This window comes from Streptomyces sp. NPDC029041 (assembly GCF_040637515.1).
Taxonomy (GTDB): Bacteria; Actinomycetota; Actinomycetes; order Streptomycetales; family Streptomycetaceae; genus Streptomyces.
Window position 1 is genome coordinate 20,055 of record NZ_JBEZWO010000004.1, and the last position, 21,737, is coordinate 41,791.

At 70.0% G+C, this 21,737-nt stretch carries 22 protein-coding genes and 1 pseudogene; 10 read left to right on the forward strand and 13 right to left on the reverse strand.

Features of this window, described 5'->3' with window-relative positions; translation table 11 throughout:
* Positions 1 to 15: 15 nt before the first annotated feature.
* Positions 16 to 431 (reverse strand): annotated as a pseudogene (locus AB0F04_RS10390) (pyridoxamine 5'-phosphate oxidase family protein).
* Between the two features lie 186 nt (positions 432 to 617).
* Here AB0F04_RS10390 and AB0F04_RS10395 point away from each other — a divergent pair.
* On the forward strand, positions 618 to 1,370 hold the full coding sequence (locus AB0F04_RS10395) for a helix-turn-helix transcriptional regulator (protein WP_362039844.1): 753 nt from the start codon (positions 618 to 620) through the stop codon (positions 1,368 to 1,370).
* 28 nt (positions 1,371 to 1,398) lie between these two features.
* Here AB0F04_RS10395 and AB0F04_RS10400 read toward each other — a convergent pair whose 3' ends face one another.
* Positions 1,399 to 2,424 (reverse strand): ATP-dependent 6-phosphofructokinase, encoded by a 1,026-nt coding sequence (locus tag AB0F04_RS10400; RefSeq protein WP_053670536.1) that lies wholly within the window; start codon positions 2,422 to 2,424, stop codon positions 1,399 to 1,401.
* Positions 2,425 to 2,645: 221 nt separating this feature from the next.
* Here AB0F04_RS10400 and pta point away from each other — a divergent pair, with 221 nt between their 5' ends.
* From pta to pyk, 3 genes are all read left to right on the forward strand, one after another.
* Positions 2,646 to 4,748, forward strand: a complete 2,103-nt coding sequence (gene pta, locus AB0F04_RS10405) for a phosphate acetyltransferase (RefSeq protein ID WP_362039846.1) — start codon at positions 2,646 to 2,648, stop codon at positions 4,746 to 4,748.
* Positions 4,745 to 5,959: an acetate kinase gene (locus AB0F04_RS10410; protein WP_362039848.1), complete on the forward strand. Its 1,215-nt coding sequence runs from the start codon at positions 4,745 to 4,747 to the stop codon at positions 5,957 to 5,959. Before pta ends, AB0F04_RS10410 begins: the two co-directional genes overlap by 4 nt.
* Before the next feature lie 74 nt (positions 5,960 to 6,033).
* Positions 6,034 to 7,461: a pyruvate kinase gene (gene pyk, locus AB0F04_RS10415; protein ID WP_362039850.1), complete on the forward strand. Its 1,428-nt coding sequence runs from the start codon at positions 6,034 to 6,036 to the stop codon at positions 7,459 to 7,461.
* A 235-nt stretch (positions 7,462 to 7,696) separates the two neighbouring features.
* On the opposite strand, the gene AB0F04_RS10420 is transcribed toward pyk, so the two are convergent.
* A complete protein-coding gene (locus tag AB0F04_RS10420; protein ID WP_362039852.1) occupies positions 7,697 to 8,086 on the reverse strand; it encodes a hypothetical protein in 390 nt (129 codons plus the stop codon).
* A 230-nt stretch (positions 8,087 to 8,316) separates the two neighbouring features.
* Between AB0F04_RS10420 and AB0F04_RS10425 the strand changes: the two genes are divergently transcribed.
* Positions 8,317 to 9,570 (forward strand): hypothetical protein, encoded by a 1,254-nt coding sequence (locus AB0F04_RS10425; protein ID WP_362039853.1) that lies wholly within the window; start codon positions 8,317 to 8,319, stop codon positions 9,568 to 9,570.
* A 60-nt stretch (positions 9,571 to 9,630) separates the two neighbouring features.
* Here AB0F04_RS10425 and AB0F04_RS10430 read toward each other — a convergent pair whose 3' ends face one another.
* The 5 genes from AB0F04_RS10430 to AB0F04_RS10450 form a co-directional block, all read right to left on the reverse strand.
* Positions 9,631 to 10,134 carry a hypothetical protein gene (locus AB0F04_RS10430; RefSeq protein ID WP_362039855.1) on the reverse strand — a complete coding sequence of 168 codons (504 nt, stop codon included), beginning with the start codon at positions 10,132 to 10,134 and terminating at the stop codon, positions 9,631 to 9,633.
* A gap of 89 nt (positions 10,135 to 10,223) precedes the next feature.
* Positions 10,224 to 11,606, reverse strand: coding sequence for a hypothetical protein (locus tag AB0F04_RS10435; RefSeq protein WP_362039857.1), 1,383 nt, complete (start codon positions 11,604 to 11,606; stop codon positions 10,224 to 10,226).
* Positions 11,596 to 12,159 carry a DUF6114 domain-containing protein gene (locus tag AB0F04_RS10440; RefSeq protein ID WP_362039859.1) on the reverse strand — a complete coding sequence of 188 codons (564 nt, stop codon included), beginning with the start codon at positions 12,157 to 12,159 and terminating at the stop codon, positions 11,596 to 11,598. The genes AB0F04_RS10435 and AB0F04_RS10440 overlap by 11 nt, the downstream gene beginning before the upstream one ends.
* Positions 12,160 to 12,277: 118 nt before the next feature.
* The gene (locus AB0F04_RS10445) at positions 12,278 to 12,910 is read right to left on the reverse strand and encodes a DUF6230 family protein (protein WP_033312948.1); all 633 of its coding nucleotides are present in this window, start codon (positions 12,908 to 12,910) and stop codon (positions 12,278 to 12,280) included.
* Between the two features lie 621 nt (positions 12,911 to 13,531).
* The gene (locus tag AB0F04_RS10450) at positions 13,532 to 14,506 is read right to left on the reverse strand and encodes a tetratricopeptide repeat protein (protein ID WP_362039861.1); all 975 of its coding nucleotides are present in this window, start codon (positions 14,504 to 14,506) and stop codon (positions 13,532 to 13,534) included.
* Positions 14,507 to 14,742: 236 nt separating this feature from the next.
* Between AB0F04_RS10450 and AB0F04_RS10455 the strand changes: the two genes are divergently transcribed.
* Complete coding sequence (locus AB0F04_RS10455; protein WP_362039863.1) at positions 14,743 to 15,354, forward strand: TetR/AcrR family transcriptional regulator; 612 nt, start codon at positions 14,743 to 14,745, stop codon at positions 15,352 to 15,354.
* Positions 15,355 to 15,380: 26 nt separating this feature from the next.
* Here the strand turns inward: AB0F04_RS10455 and AB0F04_RS10460 are convergent, their stop codons facing one another.
* From AB0F04_RS10460 to AB0F04_RS10480, 5 genes are all read right to left on the reverse strand, one after another.
* Positions 15,381 to 17,081 carry a methylmalonyl-CoA mutase family protein gene (locus tag AB0F04_RS10460; protein WP_362039865.1) on the reverse strand — a complete coding sequence of 567 codons (1,701 nt, stop codon included), beginning with the start codon at positions 17,079 to 17,081 and terminating at the stop codon, positions 15,381 to 15,383.
* A gap of 114 nt (positions 17,082 to 17,195) precedes the next feature.
* A complete protein-coding gene (locus tag AB0F04_RS10465; protein WP_362039867.1) occupies positions 17,196 to 17,534 on the reverse strand; it encodes a DUF3817 domain-containing protein in 339 nt (112 codons plus the stop codon).
* 43 nt (positions 17,535 to 17,577) lie between these two features.
* Complete coding sequence (locus AB0F04_RS10470) at positions 17,578 to 18,087, reverse strand: MarR family transcriptional regulator (RefSeq protein WP_362039869.1); 510 nt, start codon at positions 18,085 to 18,087, stop codon at positions 17,578 to 17,580.
* A 97-nt stretch (positions 18,088 to 18,184) separates the two neighbouring features.
* A complete protein-coding gene (locus AB0F04_RS10475) occupies positions 18,185 to 18,478 on the reverse strand; it encodes an MTH1187 family thiamine-binding protein (RefSeq protein ID WP_362039871.1) in 294 nt (97 codons plus the stop codon).
* On the reverse strand, positions 18,475 to 18,819 hold the full coding sequence (locus AB0F04_RS10480; protein ID WP_362039874.1) for a DUF3817 domain-containing protein: 345 nt from the start codon (positions 18,817 to 18,819) through the stop codon (positions 18,475 to 18,477). The genes AB0F04_RS10475 and AB0F04_RS10480 overlap by 4 nt, the downstream gene beginning before the upstream one ends.
* 235 nt (positions 18,820 to 19,054) lie before the next feature.
* Between AB0F04_RS10480 and AB0F04_RS10485 the strand changes: the two genes are divergently transcribed.
* From AB0F04_RS10485 to AB0F04_RS10500, 4 genes are all read left to right on the forward strand, one after another.
* On the forward strand, positions 19,055 to 19,687 hold the full coding sequence (locus AB0F04_RS10485; protein ID WP_102911820.1) for an AIM24 family protein: 633 nt from the start codon (positions 19,055 to 19,057) through the stop codon (positions 19,685 to 19,687).
* Between the two features lies 1 nt (position 19,688).
* On the forward strand, positions 19,689 to 20,339 hold the full coding sequence (locus AB0F04_RS10490) for an AIM24 family protein (RefSeq protein ID WP_362039876.1): 651 nt from the start codon (positions 19,689 to 19,691) through the stop codon (positions 20,337 to 20,339).
* On the forward strand, positions 20,336 to 21,136 hold the full coding sequence (locus tag AB0F04_RS10495; protein ID WP_362039878.1) for an AIM24 family protein: 801 nt from the start codon (positions 20,336 to 20,338) through the stop codon (positions 21,134 to 21,136). Before AB0F04_RS10490 ends, AB0F04_RS10495 begins: the two co-directional genes overlap by 4 nt.
* 116 nt (positions 21,137 to 21,252) lie before the next feature.
* On the forward strand, positions 21,253 to 21,729 hold the full coding sequence (locus AB0F04_RS10500; protein ID WP_053670552.1) for a MarR family transcriptional regulator: 477 nt from the start codon (positions 21,253 to 21,255) through the stop codon (positions 21,727 to 21,729).
* Positions 21,730 to 21,737: the final 8 nt, after the last annotated feature.

Below are 21,737 nucleotides of genomic sequence, written 5' to 3' on the forward strand. Positions count from 1 at the left end.
CCCTGAGAAGACGGCTCAGCCGACCGCCTCGTCCGGCAGCGCGCCCGCCCGGAACGGCTCGACACCGTCGAGCCTCCGTACCCGCGTCGGCTCGATCAGCGGCATCACCCGGCGCTCGCCCGGCAGGAGCCACGGATACCGGTCCTCGCCCAGGTACTTCCGAGCCGGCCGGTCCATCGCCCGCTCCGCCTCCTCGCCCTCCACGAACCGGGGTTCACGGGGTCGTGGTGCGACAGCGAAACGAACGGATTGCGCCGCGGGTTCTCCTCCTTCACCCGCCCCACCGAGGTGTTGACCATGACGTACTCCCCTTCGACGTCCGCCCACATGGGCGACACCTGGGGCGCTCCGTCCGCGCCCACCGTCGCGAGATGCCAGAAGTTCGGCGCGAGGAGCCGCTCGCGAATATGCCCGTTGAGCTTGCCGTTCACGTGAGTCACCGCCTTTCCGGGCCTGCGTTCATCAGGCCCCGCGCCATCCTCGCCGCGTCCGTGCCCCTGCCGACAGACGATCTTCAGCCCCGGTCGAACCCGCCGGTAGCCGTAGTTTCCTACAATCCGTGATCCTGGCCGAACAGACCGTAGTCAGCCCCTCCCGGCCGCCCTAGCTTGTGGGCCGTGCGCCGACCTTCAGCCCGACCCGACCGCCCGTCCCCCTCTCCCCCCGCACCGGCCGTCCCCACCACCCGGCCGTTCAACGCCCCCGCCGCCCGCCGGCTGCGCGCGGCCCTCGGCATGGCACCCGAGCACGTCGCCCACGGCATGCGCGTCTCGTACGGACATCCGCACGTCACCCCGGACCACGTGATGGCCTGGGAACGCGGGACCGCCGCCCCGACCGACTCCGAACTCACCGCGCTCGCGGGGGTGCTGTGGTGCTCGCCCTCCGAACTGATCAGCAGACCGCGCACCCTGCGCGAACACCGCATCGCCCGCTGCCTCGCCCCGGAGGACGTGGCCCGGGCCGTGGGGCACGACGTACACGCGTACCTGCGCATGGAGGAGACCGGCGGCTGGCGCGGCACGGAACGCCAGGCCGCCGCCCTCGCCGGTCTGCTCGGACTCGCGCTGCCCGACCTCGTGACCGTCACGGGCCGCGACGCCCGGCTGGGTGATCTGCTGCGCAGCGCCGCGACCACCCGCTGGCAGGCCTACGTCCGCCCGGTGGCCAAACTCGTGCCCCTGGACCGGCGGTTGCTGGAGCACGCCCTGCAGGGCCTGCACGAGGACTATCAGGGTCACATGGCCGCCACCCTGAGCTGGGGCGGCGGCAGCGGTGACGCGGGCGACGCCGGCCGGGACTTCCTCGACCGGATCGTGGAGCACTTCTGGACGAAGCTCCAGGGCGACACGGCCCCGGAGGCAGGCTGAACGTCCGACACTCCGGGAAAGCCGACTCCTAGAAGACCGACTCGGCCTCGTCCATGCGGTCCTTCGGCACCGTCTTCAGCTCGGTCACGGCCTCCGCGAGCGGGACCATCACGATGTCCGTCCCGCGCAGGGCGGTCATCCGGCCGAACCGGCCCTGGTGCGCCGCCTCCACCGCGTGCCAGCCGAACCGCGTGGCGAGCACCCGGTCGTAGGCGGTCGGCACACCGCCGCGCTGGACGTGGCCGAGGATGACCGGCTTGGCCTCCTTGCCCAGGCGCCGCTCCAGCTCGTGCGCGAGGGCGGTGCCGATGCCCTGGAAGCGCTCGTGGCCGAACTTGTCTATGGCGCCCTTGTTGTAGTCCATGGAGCCCTCGGCGGGGTGGGCGCCCTCGGCGACGCAGACCACCGCGAACTTCTTGCCGCGGGAGAAGCGCTCCTCGACCATCTTCACGAGGTCGGCCGGGTCGAACGGCCGCTCCGGCAGGCAGATCCCGTGCGCACCGGCCGCCATGCCGGACTCCAGGGCGATCCACCCGGCGTGCCGGCCCATGACCTCCACCACCATCACCCGCTGGTGGGACTCGGCCGTGGTCTTCAGCCGGTCCATCGCCTCGGTGGCGACGCCCACCGCGGTGTCGAAGCCGAAGGTGCGGTCCGTGGAGGAGATGTCGTTGTCGATCGTCTTCGGGACGCCCACGACGGGCAGGCCGGCGTCGCTGAGCATGCGCGCGGCCGTCAGCGTGCCCTCGCCGCCGATCGGGATCAGCGCGTCGATGCCGAACTGGTGGATCATGTCGGAGGCGTTCTCGCAGGCCTCCCGGAGCCGGTCGCGCTCCAGCCGGGACGACCCGAGGATGGTGCCGCCGCGGGCGAGGATGCCGCTGACGGACTCCAGGTCGAGGGAGCGGTAGCGGCCGTCGAGCAGGCCCGCGTACCCGTCCTCGAAACCGATGACCTCGTCCCCGTAGTTGTCGACCGCCCGGTGCACGACCGACCGGATCACGGCGTTCAGGCCGGGGCAGTCGCCGCCTGCGGTGAGAACTCCGATACGCATCGTGCTGTGTCTCCTGCTCGCTGTTGACACCGGTGAGCCACTGCCGATTGTTTCACGCTCCACAGCCCGCTGCGGCACCCCGTCCTGACGGGCGCCTTATCCAGCGGCAGAGGTATTGTCAAGATGGTTCTGCTCACCTCGGTGGGCGATTTTTGTGCCCCGTGGCTGGAAAGCCGTGGGTGTGAGGCCTCCCCCCACTCGAGACGAAACGGAGAGCGCGCGTGACCCGCAGCGTGTACGTGACCGGCATCGACCGCGGCGACGGACGCCAGGTCGTCGAACTGGGGGTCATGGAGCTCCTCACCCGCCAGGTCGACCGGGTCGGCGTGTTCCGGCCCCTGGTCCACGACGGGCCCGACCGGCTCTTCGAGCTCCTGCGCGCCCGTTACCGGCTCACCCAGGACCCGGCGACCGTCTACGGCATGGACTACCACGAGGCGTCCGCGCTCCAGGCCGAGGCCGGCACGGACGAGCTGGTGTCCACGCTCGTCGACCGCTTCCACCTGGTCGCCCGGGACTACGACGTCGTGCTGGTCCTCGGCACCGACTACGCCGGCACCCAGCTCCCGGACGAGCTGTCGCTCAACGCCCGGCTGGCGAACGAGTTCGGCGCGTCCGTGATCCCCGTCGTCGGCGGCCGCAAGCAGACCGTCGAGTCCGTGCTGGCCGAGACGCGCAACGCCTACCGCGCCTACGACACCCTGGGCTGCGACGTGCTGGCCATGGTCACCAACCGGGTGGCCCGCGAGGACCGCGACGAGATCGCCGGCCAGCTCGACTCCCGGCTGCCCGTGCCCTGTTACGTGCTGCCCGACGAGCCCGCGCTGTCCGCGCCGACCGTCTCCCAGATCGGCCACGCCCTGGGCGCCAAGGTGGTGCTGGGCGACGACTCGGGGCTCGCCCGGGACGTGCTCGGCTTCGTCTTCGGCGGGGCGATGCTGCCGAACTTCCTGAGCGCCCTGACCCCGGGCTGCCTCGTCGTCACCCCGGGCGACCGCTCCGACCTGGTCGTCGGCTCGCTCGCCGCGCACAGCGCCGGCACCCCGCCGATAGCGGGCATGCTGCTCACCCTGGACGAGGTGCCCGGCGACCACATCCTCACCCTCGCCGACCGTCTCGCCCCCGGCACCCCGGTGCTGTCGGTGGCGGGCACCAGCTTCCCCACCGCCGAGCAGCTGTTCTCCCTGGAGGGCAAGCTGAACGCGGCCACCCCGCGCAAGGCGGAGCGGGCCCTCGGCCTGTTCGAGCGGTACGCCGACACCGCCGACCTCGCCCGCCGGGTCTCCGCGCCGAGCAGTGACCGCGTCACGCCGATGATGTTCGAGCACAAGCTGCTGGAGCAGGCCCGCTCCGACCTGCGCCGGGTCGTCCTGCCCGAGGGCACCGAGGAGCGGGTGCTGCACGCCGCCGAGGTGCTGCTGCGCCGCGGCGTGTGCGAGCTGACGCTGCTCGGCCCGGTCGACCAGATCCGCAAGAAGGCCGCCGACCTCGGCATCGACCTCGGCGAGTCCCAGCTGATCGACCCGGCGACCTCCGAGCTGCGGGACACGTTCGCCGAGCAGTACGCGGCCCTGCGCGCCCACCGGGGCGTCACCGTGGAGCTGGCCTACGACGTCGTCTCCGACGTGAACTACTTCGGCACGCTGATGGTCCAGGAGGGCCTCGCCGACGGCATGGTGTCGGGCTCGGTGCACTCCACGGCCGCGACCATCCGTCCCGCCTTCGAGATCATCAAGACCAAGCCGGACGCGGACATCGTCTCGTCCGTGTTCTTCATGTGCCTGGCCGACAAGGTCCTCGTCTACGGCGACTGCGCGGTCAACCCGGACCCGGACGCCCAGCAGCTCGCCGACATCGCCATCCAGTCGGCGGCCACGGCCGAGCAGTTCGGCGTGGAGCCGCGCATCGCGATGCTGTCGTACTCCACCGGCACCTCCGGCTCCGGCGCCGACGTCGACAAGGTGCGCGAGGCCACCGGGCTGGTCCGCTCCCGCCGGCCCGACCTGAAGATCGAGGGCCCGATCCAGTACGACGCCGCCGTGGAGCCGTCGGTCGCGGCGACCAAGCTGCCCGGATCGGAGGTCGCCGGGCAGGCGAGCGTGCTGATCTTCCCCGACCTGAACACCGGCAACAACACCTACAAGGCCGTGCAGCGCTCGGCCGGCGCGATCGCCGTCGGCCCGGTGCTCCAGGGTCTGCGCAAGCCGGTCAACGACCTGTCCCGGGGCGCCCTGGTCCAGGACATCGTCAACACCGTCGCCATCACGGCGATCCAGGCCCAGTCCCCCGCCCCGTCCCCGAGCGAGAAGGCAGCCGCCCAGTGAGCCCCACCCGTGTCCTCGTCCTCAACTCCGGCTCCTCGTCGGTGAAGTACCAGCTGCTCGACATGCGCGACAACAGCCGGCTGGCGGTGGGCCTGGTCGAGCGCATCGGCGAGCAGACCTCCCGTCTGAAGCACACCCCGGCCGGCGGCGAGAGCCGGGAGCGCGGCGGGGCGATCGCCGACCACGACGCCGCCCTGAAGGCCGTCGCGGAGGAGCTCGCCAAGGACGGCCTCGGCCTGGACTCACCCGAACTGGCCGCGATCGGCCACCGGGTGGTGCACGGCGGGAAGCACTTCACCGAACCGACCGTCGTCGACGACGCCGTGCTCGCGGAGATCGAGCGGCTCATCCCCGTCGCGCCGCTGCACAACCCGGCCAACCTGACCGGCCTCCGCACGGCACAGGCCCTGCGGCCCGACCTGCCGCAGGTCGCCGTCTTCGACACCGCGTTCCACACGACGATGCCGGAGTCGGCCGCCCGCTACGCCATCGACGTGAAGACGGCCGACGAGCACCGCATCCGCCGCTACGGCTTCCACGGCACCTCCCACGCCTACGTCTCCCGGGCCACCGCCGAACTGCTGGGCAAGGACCCCGCCGAGACCAACGTCATCGTGCTGCACCTGGGCAACGGGGCGTCCGCCTCGGCCGTACGGGGCGGACGCTGCGTGGACACCTCCATGGGGCTGACGCCTTTGGAGGGGCTCGTGATGGGTACGCGCTCCGGAGACATGGACCCGGCCGTCATCTTCCATTTGATGCGTGTTGGTGGAATGTCCGCCGACGAGATCGACACTCTTCTCAACAAGAAGAGCGGTCTGATCGGTCTGTGCGGTGACAACGACATGAGGGAGATCCGCCGCCGCGTCGACGAGGGCGACGAGCAGGCGGAGCTGGCGTTCGACATCTACATTCACCGGCTGAAGAAGTACATCGGCGCCTATTACGCCGTCCTCGGGCGGGTGGACGCGGTCGCCTTCACCGCCGGTGTGGGCGAGAACGCGGCTCCCGTGCGGGCGGCCGCCCTGGCGGGCCTGGAGGAGCTGGGCCTTGCGGTGGACGGCGAGCGCAACGCCGTGCGCGGCGACGAGGCGCGGCTGATCTCGCCCGACGGCGCCCGGGTGGCGGTGGCGGTGGTACCTACTGACGAGGAATTGGAGATCGCGACTCAGACCTACGCGCTGGTAATTGGTTCGGGGAATCACACCTGAGCGGCATCCCGCCCTTTTGTATTTTCCGCCAGACGGAATATTCCCTTGCGAAACAAACCGATAGGATCGCCCCCATGCGCCGTTCGAAAATCGTCTGTACTCTCGGCCCCGCGGTCGACTCCCACGATCAGCTTGTCGCGTTGATCGAAGCCGGCATGAACGTGGCCCGCTTCAACTTCAGCCACGGCAGCCACGCCGAGCACCAGGGCCGGTACGACCGGGTCCGTGCCGCCGCCAAGGAGACCGGCCGGGCCATCGGTGTCCTCGCCGACCTCCAGGGCCCGAAGATCCGTCTGGAGACTTTCGCCGAGGGTCCCGTGGAGCTGGTGCGCGGTGACGAGTTCACCATCACCACCGAGGACGTCCCGGGCGACAAGACGATCTGCGGGACGACCTACAAGGGTCTGCCCGGCGATGTCACCAAGGGCGACCAGGTCCTCATCAACGACGGCAACGTCGAGCTGAAGGTCACCGCGGTCGAGGGCCACCGGGTGAAGACGATCGTCATCGAGGGCGGCGTCATCTCCGACCACAAGGGCATCAACCTGCCCGGCGCGGCCGTCAACGTGCCCGCTCTGTCCGAGAAGGACATCGAGGACCTCCGCTTCGCCCTCCGCATGGGCTGCGACCTCGTCGCGCTGTCGTTCGTCCGGGACGCCAAGGACGTCGCCGACGTGCACCGCGTGATGGACGAGGAGGGCCGCCGGGTCCCCGTCATCGCCAAGGTGGAGAAGCCGCAGGCGGTGCAGAACATGGAGGACGTCGTGATGGCGTTCGACGGCGTGATGGTCGCCCGCGGTGACCTGGCCGTCGAGTACCCGCTCGAGAAGGTCCCCATGGTGCAGAAGCGCCTGATCGAGCTGTGCCGGCGCAACGCCAAGCCGGTGATCGTGGCGACCCAGATGATGGAGTCGATGATCACCAACTCCCGTCCGACCCGCGCCGAGGCCTCCGACGTGGCCAACGCGATCCTGGACGGCGCCGACGCGGTCATGCTGTCCGCCGAGTCGAGCGTGGGCGCGTACCCGATCGAGACCGTCAAGACGATGTCGAAGATCGTCACCGCGGCCGAGCAGGAGCTGATGTCCAAGGGCCTGCAGCCGCTGGTGCCGGGCAAGAAGCCGCGCACGCAGGGCGGTTCGGTGGCCCGGGCCGCGTGCGAGATCGCCGACTTCCTCGGCGGCCGGGGCCTGGTGGCCTTCACCCAGTCCGGCGACACGGCCCGCCGCCTGTCCCGCTACCGCGCGCAGCAGCCGATCATCGCCTTCACCACCGACGAGGGCACCCGCAACCAGATGGCGCTGAGCTGGGGCGTGGAGCCGTACGTGGTGCCGTTCGTGAACAGCACCGACGAGATGGTCGACCTCGTGGAGCAGGAGCTGGTCAAGCTCAACCGCTTCAACGCCGGCGACATCGTGGTCATCACCGCCGGTTCGCCCCCCGGCGTACCCGGCACCACCAACATGGTGCGGGTCCACCACCTGGGCGAGGCCAAGGGCTGATCCGCAAAGGGCCGTGATGGCCCGTAGACGGAACCGAGGGCGCCTCCTGGAATCCAGCGGGCGCCCTCGTCTCGATGGTGGCGTTTGCCACTGAGAATACGGACGTCTCCTGACGGAAGTCACCTGCCGGCCGACCACGGCCGCCACGCAGCCATGTCCGCCTGCCCTCCTCCTGGGTCGACCACTCATCCAGCAGACAGGCGACGACATGCGAAGAGCCCTGCGCTCACGGGGGTTAGCCGGCACCGCCCTGGTAGCGGCATCCGCCGTACTGACGGGACTGGTGTACGCGACACCCGCCCGGGCCGACGACCCGCCGACCGAGGACCCGGACGCCGGCCAGTTCCGGATCAGTCTCGGGGCGGACGCCCGGACGAACCGGTGCGTGGCCGGTACGGCGCTGCACATCGAAGAACGCCGCCGACGCCGAGGCCGAAGGCAAGAAGGCCGCCGCCTCGGCGGTTACGGCACGCAAGGAAGCCACGGCCGCGAAGGCCGAGGCCGCCAAGACGGCCGCGTGGGCCGCCACCACGGCCGGATACGCCTTCGCCGCGAGTGCGGCGGCCACCGCCGCCCGAGACTCCGCCGCCGAAGTGATCAAGCCCGCCAACCAGGCCATCGCCATCGGAACTCCGTTCAAGGAGACCGACGTCTCGGCCGCGTTCGCGGTTCTCGTGGGGCAGACGTCCAAACCGATCGCGCAGCGCCAGGCAGCCGCCGCCAAGGCCAAGGCCGATGAGTCCGCCAAGGCGGCCAAGGAGGCCAAAGCTCTGGCCGAGAAGGCGAAGGGCGACGCCAAGGGCCGCCGAGGCCGCCGCTGCGGCAGCCGACGACGCAGCGAAAGCAGCGGTCTCGGTGGCAGCCGCGCACGCCTCCGCGGCCGAGGCTGCCACCGCCGCGGAAGCGGCGAAGCAGGCCGACGCGAACGCTCAGAAGTACGACCAGCAAGCGGGCACAGATGCCGTCTACGCCGGAATGGCCGCGAACGAGGCGGAATCAGAGGCCGCTGCGGCGGACCGTGAGGCCGACGATGCGGAGAAGGACGCGGCCAGCGCCCGCTCCGCCGCCGGCGCCGCGGAGAAGGACGCGGCCAGCGCTCGCGGCACCGCCACCAAGGCGGAGCAGGACGCCACGGCGGCCGAGTCGGCGGCGAAGAACGCCGACGGCGCCGCGAAGGAAGCGGACCAGGCTGCCGATCGTGCGGAACAGGACGAGCGCAAGCGGCTCGAAGCACAGCGCCGTGCGGCGATGGAGGCGGGCGGCACCGGTGTACCCGGCGGCTCCACGGGCCCGGCCCTGAGCGCCGACGACGAGGCCATCCTGCGGGCCCAGTGCGGCCAGCAGTGCGTCGATGACTACCGCGCGGCTCAGGCGGCTGTCTCACTGAGCGTGATCGACTGGCTGAAGGCCAGCGGCGGCGAGATCCTCCTGGAAGTGCTCGGCGTCAACAACGTCAAGGCAAACTCCCCGCTGTCGGCAAGGCGATTGTCCGGGTCGCTGGCGGTATCGCCGAGTTCTTCGAGAAGGCCGCGTGAGGTAGGAAGACCCTCGCCGGCTGAAGGACATAATCGAGAAGTACCGCAAGGGCCAGCTCGGCGAGTGCGTGCTGGACGCGGCGGACCTGTTCAGCAGCGCGGCCGGGGCGCCCAAGGCCAAGGGGCTCGCCGCCGCCAAGGCCGCAGGCGGCAAGAAGCGGTTCTGCGGAATCCACCACATCTCGCCGATCGACGGGGACTGGTGCACCAAGCGAGGTGCGCACGTCAACTCAAGAACGGCCGTGAGGTGGGGTTGCAGACCACCCACGTCAAGGGCGGCATCATGGGCTACGCGATCGACGTCACGGCGGGAGCTGCCACCAAGGACGAGATCCGCGCGGTCGTCCAGACGCTCATCGACGACGACCGGCTGCGCGAGGATCTGATCGCCAAGTCGACCGAGGCGATGCGCATCTTCAACCAGGACGCCGCGAACCAGAAGTACAACGAGAACCTGCAGCCCGGTCAGAAACCCCGTGCTCTGCGGTGGGGTTGCCAGACCAACTTCGCGCCGAAACTGAGGCGTCTCGTCGAGGCGTTGAAGGAGATCAGCCGGCAGAAGGGTGTCGGGTAGGCGCCGATGCAGAACTGAAGGGGGCCGGCCCGCGCTGCGGGTCGGCCCCCCACTCCTGCGTCAGCCGCAGGCGTGGTGGCTCCGGGCGATCGCGCTGTGCAGGACCGTACCGCTGTCCCCGGATCCGTCCGCGTCGGTCCGGCGGAAGGTGAAGTGCACGTCCGCCGGGGAATGGGGCACCACGAGGGTGAACTGGTCGGCCGGCTCGGGCCACAGCCCCTCCTCGGCACGTATCCCGGCAGTAGCGAACGCGTCGCGCAGCTGCGCAGCGGTCACGGCCGAGCGCAGTTCCTCTGTCTCTCCCCTTACGTCGCTCGGCAGGTCGACGGACTCGCTCCCGGTGCTCAATGCCACGCTCAGGATCCTGTCGCAACAGACCTCGAGACGGACATCGCCATAGCGCACGTTGCGCGGCTCACCCCTCTTCCGCCGCCGGCCCGGGAAGTACTCCCCATCCTTCGGCGGCCCCAGCCGCTCGGACACGTCAGCGAGAGACGCCCCCGGTTTGAGAACGCCGATGCCGCCGGACTCGGCGAATTTCGTCAGCACGTCCACTATGGTCATGCCGCGATCACCCCATCCCCTATCCCTCCGAGGCAGTGGAGAGGGCGCCCTCTGGTGGCCAGGGGGCGCCCTCGGTTCCGGCGGAGACGTCAGTCCGTGACGTACTGATGCAGCCCCGGCACGGTCAGCGTGCCGCCGAACTGGCCGGCCTGCTGGACCTTCACGTTGGTGAAGTAGATCAGCGGGATGTTCAGCGGCGGCGGGTGCTCGGGGTCGAACGTGATCGGTATCAGGCCGAGCAGGTTGCCCGAGATGCTCTCCGTGTACATCACGGTGTCGCCGTCGCGGATCGTGGACGTCGAGCCCTTGGCCGCCTGCACGTGGTAGGTCTTGCCGGACTGCTTGTCCTTGACGGTCTGGTGCAGGTCGCCGATGTCGGTGCCGCCGGATATGACGTACTTGAGCACCTTCTTGACGGTGCCGTCGGCGGTGCGCACCTCGACGACGCCCTTGTAGTCGGCGCCCTTCAGCGTCAGCGAGCTGGCGTTGAGGAACCACGGGTCGTCGGGCAGCGGCACCTTGTTGTCGACGCCGCCCTCGGCGTCGGTGGCGGCCGGGCAGTCGTCGGCGTCCGTGGTGGCGCTCGGGGAGGGGCTGGGCGAGGCGGTGGCCTCCTTCGCCTTCTCCGCCGCGTCCTCGGCGGCCTTCTCGACGGCCTTGGTGGTGTCCTCCACCGTCCTGCCGGTGTCCTTCACCGTGCCGGACGCCTTGCCGGTGGTGTCCTTGACGGTGTCCTCGACCGTGCCGGCGGCCTTGCCGGTCGTGTCCTGCCCGGCACCGGAGGTGTCCTCGGCGGGCTTCTCGGTGCTCTCCGACGCCGAGGCGGACGGGGTGGGGCTGGGGCTCTCCTCAGCCGTGTCCCCGCCGTTGCCGCCGTTGAAGATGCCACCGATGGCGTCGCCGATGTCCTCCAGGACGTTGCCGCCGCCCTCGGAGGGCGAGGGGGACGGCGTGGCCTCCTCCTCGTCGCCCGCGGCGGGCGCGCTCGTGGACGGGGACGGCTGCGGCTCGGGCTTGTCGTCGGAACCTGAATCCGACGAAGAGGAACCGCCGTTGTTCGCCTCCGTACCACCTGAGGGGGACGGCTCGGGGGCGGTGTCGCCCTGCTCGTCCTTCTCGTCCGCCGCGCCGTCGCTCGCCGAGGCGGACGGGGTGGGCGAGGCGGAGTCTTCGCCCTTGGAGTCGTCGGCCTTGCCGTCGTCCTCGAGGGCCGCCACACAGTCCTTGTACTCGTCGGCCGTCAGGCTCTTCGACGACGGCGCCGCCGGGTTGGCGCTGTCGGCTATGGCGAGCGTCGACGTGAAGCCCATGCCCATGAGCACCGCCGTCGGCATCGCCGCCATGGCCATCGCCTTGCCGGTCGGCCTGCTGAACCTGGTGAACAGCGGCTTCTTGGGTGCCGCGTGGCGCGGCCCGGTTCTCACAGGGGACGCCTCCACATCAACCCCGTGGGTCACCTCGTCAGCCGGCACTGTGCCTCCCGTTCGCCCCGTTGGCCGGGTTCGTTCCTGAAAGATCGTTCGGCTCGCCCGCCCCGTCCACGGGCTTGAGCACCGTGGTGTCGTGGTCCGTGGCCTCGGGAGCTCCGCCCATGCCCGTGCCGGCCATGGCGGCGGGCTGTCCCGCGGGCGGTGCGCCCGGCGCCCAGGCCACGGCCATCGCCCCGCCCACGAGGGCGAGGAGGAAGCCGATGAGGAAGCCGCCGATGTTCGACACGGGGATGGACACCAGCGCCAGCAGGATGGCCGCGACTCCCGCGAAGACGCGGACGTGCTTCTGGAACCAGAGGCTGACGCCCAGTACGACGAGCAGCACGCCGATGATCAGGGATCCGGCACCCGCGGTGGTCGCCATCGCCAGCGTCAGGTGACCGATCTGGAGGTTCGCGTACGGGAAGTAGGCGATGGGCAGTCCACTGAGGAGGACGAACAGCCCGGCCCAGAACGGCCGCTCACCCCGCCAGGCGCGGAACTGCTGCCTCCGGACGGTGAACTGGCCGGTGGCGGCAGGAGTCTCGGCGCTCATGGAAAAACAGCTCCCTGGTACAGCGTTGCTGTGGTGGTGATGTGGGCCCCGCGTGAAGGCGCGGCCGGAAGGTGGACGGGCGGGGGCGCCACCGGCTCCCCCGCCCGTCATCGAGTGCTTAGTAGCACTCCTTGACACCCGTCGACAGCGACATCTTCAGGCCGCTGAGCTTGAAGGTTCCGGCGGTGGTCGCCCACGCCGTCTGCTTCACGTCGGTCAGGGTCGCCTTGTCGGCCTGCTGGGCGAAGCCGTACGGGTTCGCCGTCTCGCCCTTCCTCATGGCCGGACCCTTGTTGGCGTCCTTGGCGGCCACACCGATGTCGATGTTCTCGAACGTCGCGTCGGCACTGAGGTCGGCGACGTCGATGTAGAGGTTCTGGGCCTCGACCGGCTTGGCACCCTGACCCGCACGCAGAATCAGGCTGACGTTCCCGAGCACCGGAATGTTCGGGGTGACGACCGACTGGCACAGGTTCTTGATCGTCGCCTGCTTGAACGACGAGACGGCGACCGGGTGCACCGACTTCTTGCCGTCAAGCGTGTATCCCTCATCGAGGGCGCCGTACTGCGAGAAGCCCGTACCGACGAGCTGGTCGGTCGTGACCTTGAACGACTGGCCGGAGACGCTGAACGACGCGGCGAGAGCGCCCTGCGCGAGGGCGACACCTATCGCAGCCGTGGCGGCGACGCTGGGCACCATGACCACAGCGAACCGCTTCCATCTGGTCCCGCCACGCACCTGGGACTCCATATTTCCTCCTTCTCGGACGTACATCTCCTGTCCTGGCTCGCCCCGATTGGCGGCTCAGCCGGGCAGGGATGGGAGAAGTGCTACGTCCTCGGGAAGGAGAGCGCCTGCACTCGGCGGCGCAACTGCGCCCGAATCACCGGCGATCACCCCCGAGCGACAACCACTGGTCGCGCCTGACACGCATCACGCACAACCCTGCTGGACAGGCTTCGCCGGAAGGGCGAAGACCCCCCTGTCCAAGAGCCGGCGCCACTGCCGCCGGCTCTGCTCGGTGGGGACCCAGGTAGTCCCGCGACCCAACCGGCTGCCGGGGTACGGGAATGGACCGAGCGTGGCCGATCGTGGTGCATTCTCGCCGCCCGCACAAGGGGGTTCGTTACTCGCTAGTAACGGCCGGATAACCGAACAACGACCCATCGGTCTCGGACGACGACTCAGGGTGGCGCCGGAGGGCGGCGCAAAGCTGTTGATCAATGGACAGAATCCGACAGATCAACGCCCGTGACTTACTCCTAGTAACAGCGGCCGCGATTACCAAGTTTTGGTAAAGCGCGGCCGCAGTGACCTGCTGTGGGCAAACTTTTCACGCGGGCACCACATGCCCGCGTGTTTAACGACTGGTCAGAACAGGGCGCGCGCCAGGGCCCTGCGGGCCGCGATCACACGGGGATCGTCGGGCCCGACGACCTCGAACAGCTCCAGCAGCCGCATCCGCACGGTGTCCCGGTCGTCACCCACCGTGCGCTGCACGGTCTCGATGAGCCGGCCGAACGCGTCCTCGACGTGGCCGCCCACCAGATCCAGATCGGCCGCGGCGATCTGCGCCTGGACGTCGGCCGGCTTCTCGGCCGCGTCCCGGCGCACCTGCTGCGGGTCGACGCCCTGCACCCGCTGGAGCAACTCGGCCTGCGCGAGACCCAGCTTGGCCTCCTCGTTGCCCGGGTCCTCGTTCAGCACGTTCTTGTACGCCTGGACGGCACCGGACAGATCGCCCGAGTCGAGGGCCTGCACCGCGGCTTCGAGGAGCCCGTCGTGCGGGCCGGCCGGCCGCTCGGGAGCCGCGGGGGCACCGCCCGGCACGGCCTCGGGGTCGACGGTGAGACCGGTCAGGCCGAAGCGCTGCTCACCGACCTGCACCAACTGGTCGAGGGTCTGCCGGATCTGCGCCTCGCCCGCCGCCCCCTGGAAGAGCGGCAGTGCCTGACCCGCGACGACCGCGAACACCGCGGGGATTCCCTGGATGCCGAACTGCTGCATCAGCATCTGGTTGGCGTCGACGTCGACCTTGGCGAGCAGGAAGCGGCCGTTGTACTCGACGGCCAGCCGCTCCAGGACCGGGCTGAGCTGCTTGCACGGCTCGCACCACTCGGCCCAGAAGTCGATGACGACGGGGACCTCGGCTGAACGCTGCAGGACGTCCCTCTCGAACCCCGCCTCATCGACGTCGATGACGAGATCGGCCGGGGAGATCGCCCCCGTCCCGCCCTCCCGGGCGGACTGCGCGCGCGCCTGCTCCGCCTTCGCCTTGGCCTCCTGGGCCGCCTTCACCGCGGCGAGGTCGACGACTCCGCTCATGGACATGTTCCGTGGCTGCATGCGTCTATCCTCCCCCGTCCTGCGCGCGTGTGTGAAAAACGGTGTCAAAGCAAGGCCGGTCCGTGCCGTTCGGCGCCGGGTCCCCACCCCGCGCCGGGTGTACCGAGGCCCGTGTACGTCCTTCACGGGCTTTCGCTACGAGTCGTAGCGTAATGCCACACCGTACCGCCGGGACACCACCCCCCGGTGATCTCCCTCACGGCCCTCCGCGGGAATGGCCGGTTTATGGTCGACAGATGCAGAGCCGCAGCCCAGCCAGCCGCACCGGGCGCCCGCGGAGCGCCACGGCGGACGCCGCGATCCTGGCCGCGACGCGCGAGGCGCTCGTGGAACTCGGCTGGTCCAAACTCACCCTCGGAGACGTCGCGACGCGCGCCGGGGTTGCGAAGACGACGCTCTACCGCCGCTGGGCGGGCAAGAACGAACTGGTCGTCGACGCGGTCGCGGAACTCTTCGACGAGCTGGAACTCCCCGACCGCGGCTCCCTGGCCGCCGACATCGAGGGCGTGGTCCTGCAGTTCGCCACGATCCTGGCTCTTCCGGAAGCGAGGAGCGGCCTGATGGCGGTGGTGGCGGAGGCCACCCGCGACGAGGCGCTGCGCGAACGCATCCGGGCCTCGGTCGTCGACCGCCAGAAGCGCCTGGTCCTGGAGGGCCGCGCGCGGGCCCAGGCCCGGGGCGAACTCCCCCCGGAGCCAAACCCCGCCGCGGCCGACCGCACGGTGGACCTGATCTTCGACATGGTGGCGGGTGCGGTGGTCCACCGCACCCTGGTGAGCGCGGAACCGGCGGACGAGGAATGGGTCCGCAGTTTCACCAGGGTGCTGCTGCACGGGCTGGGCGGCTAGGCCGCCGCCCGGAGGGAGGCCCCCGGTCAGAAGCCGGCCGGCTCCGTGTACACCCCCCACTCGTCCCGCAGCACTCCGCAGATCTCCCCGAGCGTGGCCTCCGCCCGGACCGCGTCCAGCATCGGCTCGATCATGTTGGCGCCGCTGCGGGCGGCGGCGAGCATGGCGTCGAGCGCGGTGCGCACCGCCGCGTCGTCGCGGGCCGCCTTGCGTCCGCCGAGCGCCCGGACCTGTTCGCGCTCCACCTCGTGGCTGACCCGCAGGATCTCCAGGTCCCCGGTCACCGAGCCGTCGTGACAGTTCACGCCGACGACCCTCTTGTCGCCCTTCTCCAGGGCCTGCTGGTACCGGAAGGCCGACTCGGCGATCTCGCCGGTGAACCAGCCGTCCTCGATGCCGCGCAGGATCCCGGAGGTGATCGGGCCGATCGGGTGCTGCCCGTCGGGGTGCGCCCGCAGACCGCGCTCCTTGATCTGGTCGAAGATCTTCTCCGCGTCCGCCTCGATGCGGTCGGTCAGCTGCTCGACGTACCAGGAACCGCCCAGCGGGTCGGCCACGTTGGCGACCCCCGTCTCCTCCATCAGCACCTGCTGGGTGCGCAGCGCGATCTCGGCCGCCTGCTCGCTCGGCAGCGCGAGGGTCTCGTCGAGGGCGTTGGTGTGCAGCGAGTTCGTCCCGCCGAGCACGGCCGCCAGCGCCTCCACGGCCGTCCGCACGACGTTGTTGTACGGCTGCTGCGCGGTCAGGGACACGCCCGCGGTCTGCGTGTGGAACCGCAGCCACTGCGCCTTCTCGGACGTCGCGCCGTAGACGTCGCGCATCCAGCGGGCCCAGATGCGGCGGGCCGCGCGGAACTTGGCGATCTCCTCGAAGAAGTCGACGTGCGCGTCGAAGAAGAAGGACAGGCCGGGGGCGAAGACGTCCACGTCCAGCCCGCGCGACAGGCCCAGTTCGACGTACCCGAACCCGTCCGCGAGCGTGTACGCCAGCTCCTGCGCGGCCGTCGAGCCGGCCTCGCGGATGTGGTAGCCGGAGACGGACAGCGGCTTGTAGGCGGGGATGCCGGCCGCGCAGTACTCCATGAGGTCGCCGATGAGCCGCAGGTGCGGCTCGGGCTGGAAGAGCCACTCCTTCTGGGCGATGTACTCCTTGAAGATGTCCGTCTGGAGCGTGCCGTTGAGGACGGACGGGTCGACGCCCTGCCGTTCGGCGGCGACCAGGTACATGCAGAAGACGGGGACGGCCGGGCCGCTGATGGTCATCGACGTCGTGACGTCACCGAGCGGGATGTCCTTGAACAGGACCTCCATGTCGGCCGCCGAGTCGATGGCGACCCCGCAGTGCCCGACCTCACCCAGCGAGCGCGGGTCGTCGGAGTCGCGGCCCATCAGCGTCGGCATGTCGAAGGCGACCGAGAGCCCGCCTCCGCCGTTGCGGAGGATCATCTTGTAGCGCTCGTTGGTCTGCTCGGCGTTGCCGAACCCGGCGAACTGCCGGATGGTCCACGTCCGCCCCCGGTAGCCGGTCGCGTACAGGCCACGGGTGAAGGGGTACTCCCCCGGCCAGCCGATCCGGTCGAACCCCTCGTAGGTGTCACCGGGCCGGGGCCCGTACACCGGCTCCACGGGGTCGCCGGAGAGCGTGGTGAAGTCGGCCTCGCGCTTGCGCGCGGCGTCGTACCGGGCCTGCCAGCGGCGGCGGCCCTCGTCGATGGCGTCAGCGTCCATACCCTCGAATTTACTTGGACGTCCTAGTAAATGTCGATGGCTGACGGGAGTGACCTGGCGAACGGGTGAGGACGGCCGCCGCACGCACGCCTGCGGCGGCGGCCCCGGGTCCGGCTACGCCTTGACCGGCGCGGGCGCGTCCTCGGCGATCCTGCCCTCCAGCTCGTGGCTGATCCTGCGCTCCACGAAGAACGCGGCCGTGGGGATCGTGCCGGCGAGCAGTACCCACAGCTGCTTCTTGACCGGCCACTTCGCCTTGGAGCCGAGGTCGAAGGCGAAAATCAGGTACACGACGTACAACCAGCCGTGCGCGATGCTGACCACCTGCGTGAAGTCAGCCGCGCCGCCCAGATCGAGGACGTACTTGCCGATCATGCCGAGGGTCAGCGCGACGAGCAGCACACCGGTGACGTAGGCCATGACCCGGTAGCGGGTCAGCACGCTCTTCTTCATGCCGTCGAGCGTAACGACCCGTTCCGGGGGATCTTGCCCCGGGTCACTCCTCTTGGAAGTCGCCCGCCGAGACGCGCAGCGGCCGCAGCATCGCGAAGATCTCCGCGCATTCCTCGGCGTCGTACACGCCGAGCCCGAAGTCCATCGCCATCAGGTCGCGGGTGGCCGACTCCACGACCTCCCGCCCCTTGGCGGTGATGCTGGCGAGGGTGCCGCGGCCGTCGTTCGGGTTGGGCCGCTTGGCGACGAGACCCGACTTCACCAGCCGGTCCACGGTGTTCGTCACGGACGTGGGGTGCACCATGAGCCGCTCGCCGATCTTGGACATCGGCAGCTCGCCGGACTTGGAGAAGGTGAGCAGCACCAGCGCCTCGTACCGCGCGAACGTCAGCCCGTACGGCCTGACCACCGCGTCGACCTCGGCGAGGAGGATCTGCTGGGCACGCATGATCGAGGTGATCGCGGCCATGGACGGCACGTTCCCCCAGCGCTGCTTCCAGCGTTCGTCGGCGCGCGCGATCGGATCGAAGGAGAGACTGAGCGGCTTCGGCACGAAGCCGACCTTACCGGCCGGTCACATGGTGGTCAGCCCCGTCTCGTCCTTCGGGCGCGGGCACCGGCCCCGGTGCCCGCGCCGCTGTTCCCGGCGGCTACCCGGCGAGGTGCCGCTCCACCGTCTCCACCTTGGACGTCAGGCCGTCCGACACGCCGGGGCGGATGTCCGCCTTGAGGACGAGGGAGACCCGGGGCGCGCGGCGCTCGACCGCGGCGACCGCGCGCCGGACGACGTCCATGACCTCGTCCCACTCCCCTTCGACGGACGTGAACATCGCGTCGGTGCGGTTCGGCAGTCCGGACTCGCGCACCACCCGCACGGCGTCGGCGACGTACTCCCCCACGTCCTCGCCGACCCCGAGCGGCGTCACGGAAAAGGCGACGATCATGCGCCCACCACGCCTTCCTTGCGCGCGCGGGAGGCGATGACCGCGTCCTCGGCCTCACGCCGGAGCCTGCGCTCGGCGACGAAACCGCCGCCGGGCAGCACCGAGAGGACGAAGTACAGCGCGGCGGTCTTCAGCGACCACTTCGCCCGGTTCCAGGCGTCGGCCCAGAAGATCACGTACAGGACGAACAGGAAGCCGTGCACCGCGCCCATCACCGGCACGGCGTTGAACTCCGTGGTCCGCTTCAGCACCGAGCAGACCAGCAGGATGAGGAAGGAGATCGCCTCGGGGGCCGAGACCAGGCGGAGGCGGCGGATGGCGGTGGCGGTCTTGAGGTCCACGGGTCACCTTCGGTGGAAGTTACGCGGCGGTGGTCGATCGATTCGGCTGGCACGGGCCCCACGGTTTGTGAACGCGCGCACAAGCGTCCCGCCCATTGTGGCAAACCGCCCCGGGCCCTCCGGCCGGGGGGCCGCCCGGATCGCCCGGCATCCCGTAGGGGTGCCATCGGGGTCGTTCTCCACCCACGGGCCCTGTCCGTGAGGCCCGGCCTGCGGATACCTTCCCCTCGTGGCGATGTTCCGACTTCAGAGCAGCAAGGTGCTCGCCGTCGACATGACCGGAGACGCCGTGAAGGCGAAGAACGGCTCGATGGTCGCGTACGACGGGGAGATGGCCTTCAAGAAGCTCAGCGGCGGCGGCGAGGGGATCCGGGGAATGGTGACCCGGCGGCTGACCGGTGAGCAGATGACGTTGATGGAGGTGAAGGGGCGCGGGACCTGCTGGTTCGCGGACCGGGCCTCCGAGATAAACCTGGTCAGCGTCCAGGGCGACAAGCTCTACGTCGAGTCGAGCAACCTGCTCGCGACCGACGGCGGGCTGCGCACGGGCACGGAGTTCACCGGCCTGCGCGGCGCCTCGCAGGGCAACGGGCTGTTCACGACGACCGTCGAGGGCCACGGCCAGGCGGCGATCATGTCGGACGGGCCGGCGGTGGTGCTGCGGGTGAGCGCGCAGTACCCGCTGACCGTCGACCCGGGGGCGTACGTGGCGCACCAGGGGAATCTGCGGCAGTCCTTCCAGTCCGGTGTGACCTTCCGCACGCTGCTCGGAGAGGGCGGCGGCGAGGCGTTCCAGATGCGGTTCGAGGGGGACGGGCTGGTGTACGTGCAGCCGAGCGAGCGGAACACGATCGCGGGAGACGTGTGAGATGGCCTTCCGGGAGATCAACGGGAAGATGATCGAGGCGACCGTCGCGCCGGGTCAGCGGCTGTTCAGCCAGCGCGGGGCGATGCTCGCGTACAAGGGCGAGGTGTCGTTCACGCCCAACACGGCGGGCGGCCAGGGCGGGGTCATGTCGATGATCGGCCGCCGGGTGGCGAACGAGGACACGCCCCTGATGTCCGTCGAGGGCAGCGGCACGGTCCTGTTCGGGCACGGCGGGCACCACGTCCAGGTGATCCGCCTCACCGGCGACACGCTCTACGTCGAGGCGGACCGGCTCCTGGCCTTCGAGGGCACGCTCCAGCAGGGCACGATGTTCCTGGGCTCGCAGGGCGGCGTCATGGGCATGGTGCGCGGCCAGGTCAGCGGCCAGGGGCTGTTCACGACGACGCTGAAGGGGCACGGGGCCGTCGCGGTCATGGCTCATGGCGGTGTCATCGAGATCCCGATCAGCCCGCAGCGCCCGGTCCACGTGGACCCGCAGGCCTACGTCGCCCACCACGGCGACGTCCGCAACAAGCTGTCCACGGCACTGGGCTGGCGGGACATGGTGGGCCGCGGCTCGGGCGAGGCCTTCCAGCTGGAGCTCAGCGGCAGCGGTGCGGTGTACGTCCAGGCGTCGGAGGAGAAGCTGTGAGCACGTACGGAACCCCGGGCGCCGGCCCCGTGGTCTTCGACCCGGCGACCCTGCCGCCCGACGACAACGTCAATCCCTACACCTTCTGCGTGGAGCTCAAGGGGAGCCAGTGGTTCCTGCAGAAGGGGAAGATGATCGCCTACTACGGCTCGATCGACTTCAACGGCGTCGGGCACGGCCGGCTGGACCGCCTCGTGCGCACCTCGTTCCATTCGCCACTGCACGCGAGCGACTGGGTCGTGGCCGAGGGCTCGGGCAAGATGCTCCTCGCCGACCGGGCCTTCGACGTCAATTCGTACGACCTCGAGGACGGCAATCTGACCATTCGCTCGGGCAACCTGCTCGCTTTTCAGCCAACTCTCGCACTGAAGCAATCAATCGTGCCGGGTTTTCTGACCCTCATCGGAACCGGAAAGTTCGTGGCCGCGTCCAACGGACCGGTGGTGTTCATGGAACCCCCCATCCGGGTCGACCCCCAGGCCCTGGTCGGCTGGGCCGACTGCCCCTCCCCGTGCCACCACTACGACCATGGGTACATGACCGGCGTCATGGGCGGTCTACGTGCGCTGACGGGCCTCGGAGGCGCCTCCGGCGAGGAGCACCAGTTCGAGTTCGTCGGCGCCGGGACGGTGCTGCTCCAGTCGTCCGAGACCCTGATGGCCGAGCAGGTCACGGGGGCTGTTCCGCACCAGGCCGGGGTGCCGGGCGGCGGGCCGCACAGCCCCCAGGCGGGCCAGTCGGGCGTACCGCGCCTTCCCGGACAGCTGGGGGACCTCCAGCGTCGCTTCGGGCTGTGAGCGGTAGTCTGCGGAGTGTGACATCGAACGCCTGCGCACTGCTGTCCGCCAGGCGTGCACCGTCACACGCCACCCCTCACTAGTTCACCTTTCAACCTTTTAGGTAGACTTCATTCATGGAGACCGAGACGGCCACTCGCTGGCTGACCGATGCGGAGCAGTGCGCCTGGCGCACCCACCTGGAGGTCAACAGGCTGTTGACGTACCAGCTCGAGAAGGACCTGCAGCCGTTCGGCCTGACAATGAACGACTACGAGATCCTGGTGAATCTCTCCGAGTCCGACGACCAGAGAATGCGGATGAGCGACCTCGCCTCCGCCACCCTGCAGTCCAAGAGCCGCCTCTCGCACCAGATCACGCGCATGGAGAACGCGAACCTGGTCCGGCGGGAGAACTGCGAGTCGGACCGCCGGGGCCTGTACGCGGTCCTCACCGACCACGGCATGGCGACGATGCAGAAAGTCGCGCCCCACCATGTGGCATCCGTGCGCAGGCACTTCATCGACCTGTTGTCCCCCGAGGCCCTGACCGAGCTGGACAAGAGTCTCAAGCCCATCGCGGAGCACCTGCGCGGCCAGCGCGGGCGTCCGTAGCGGCGATT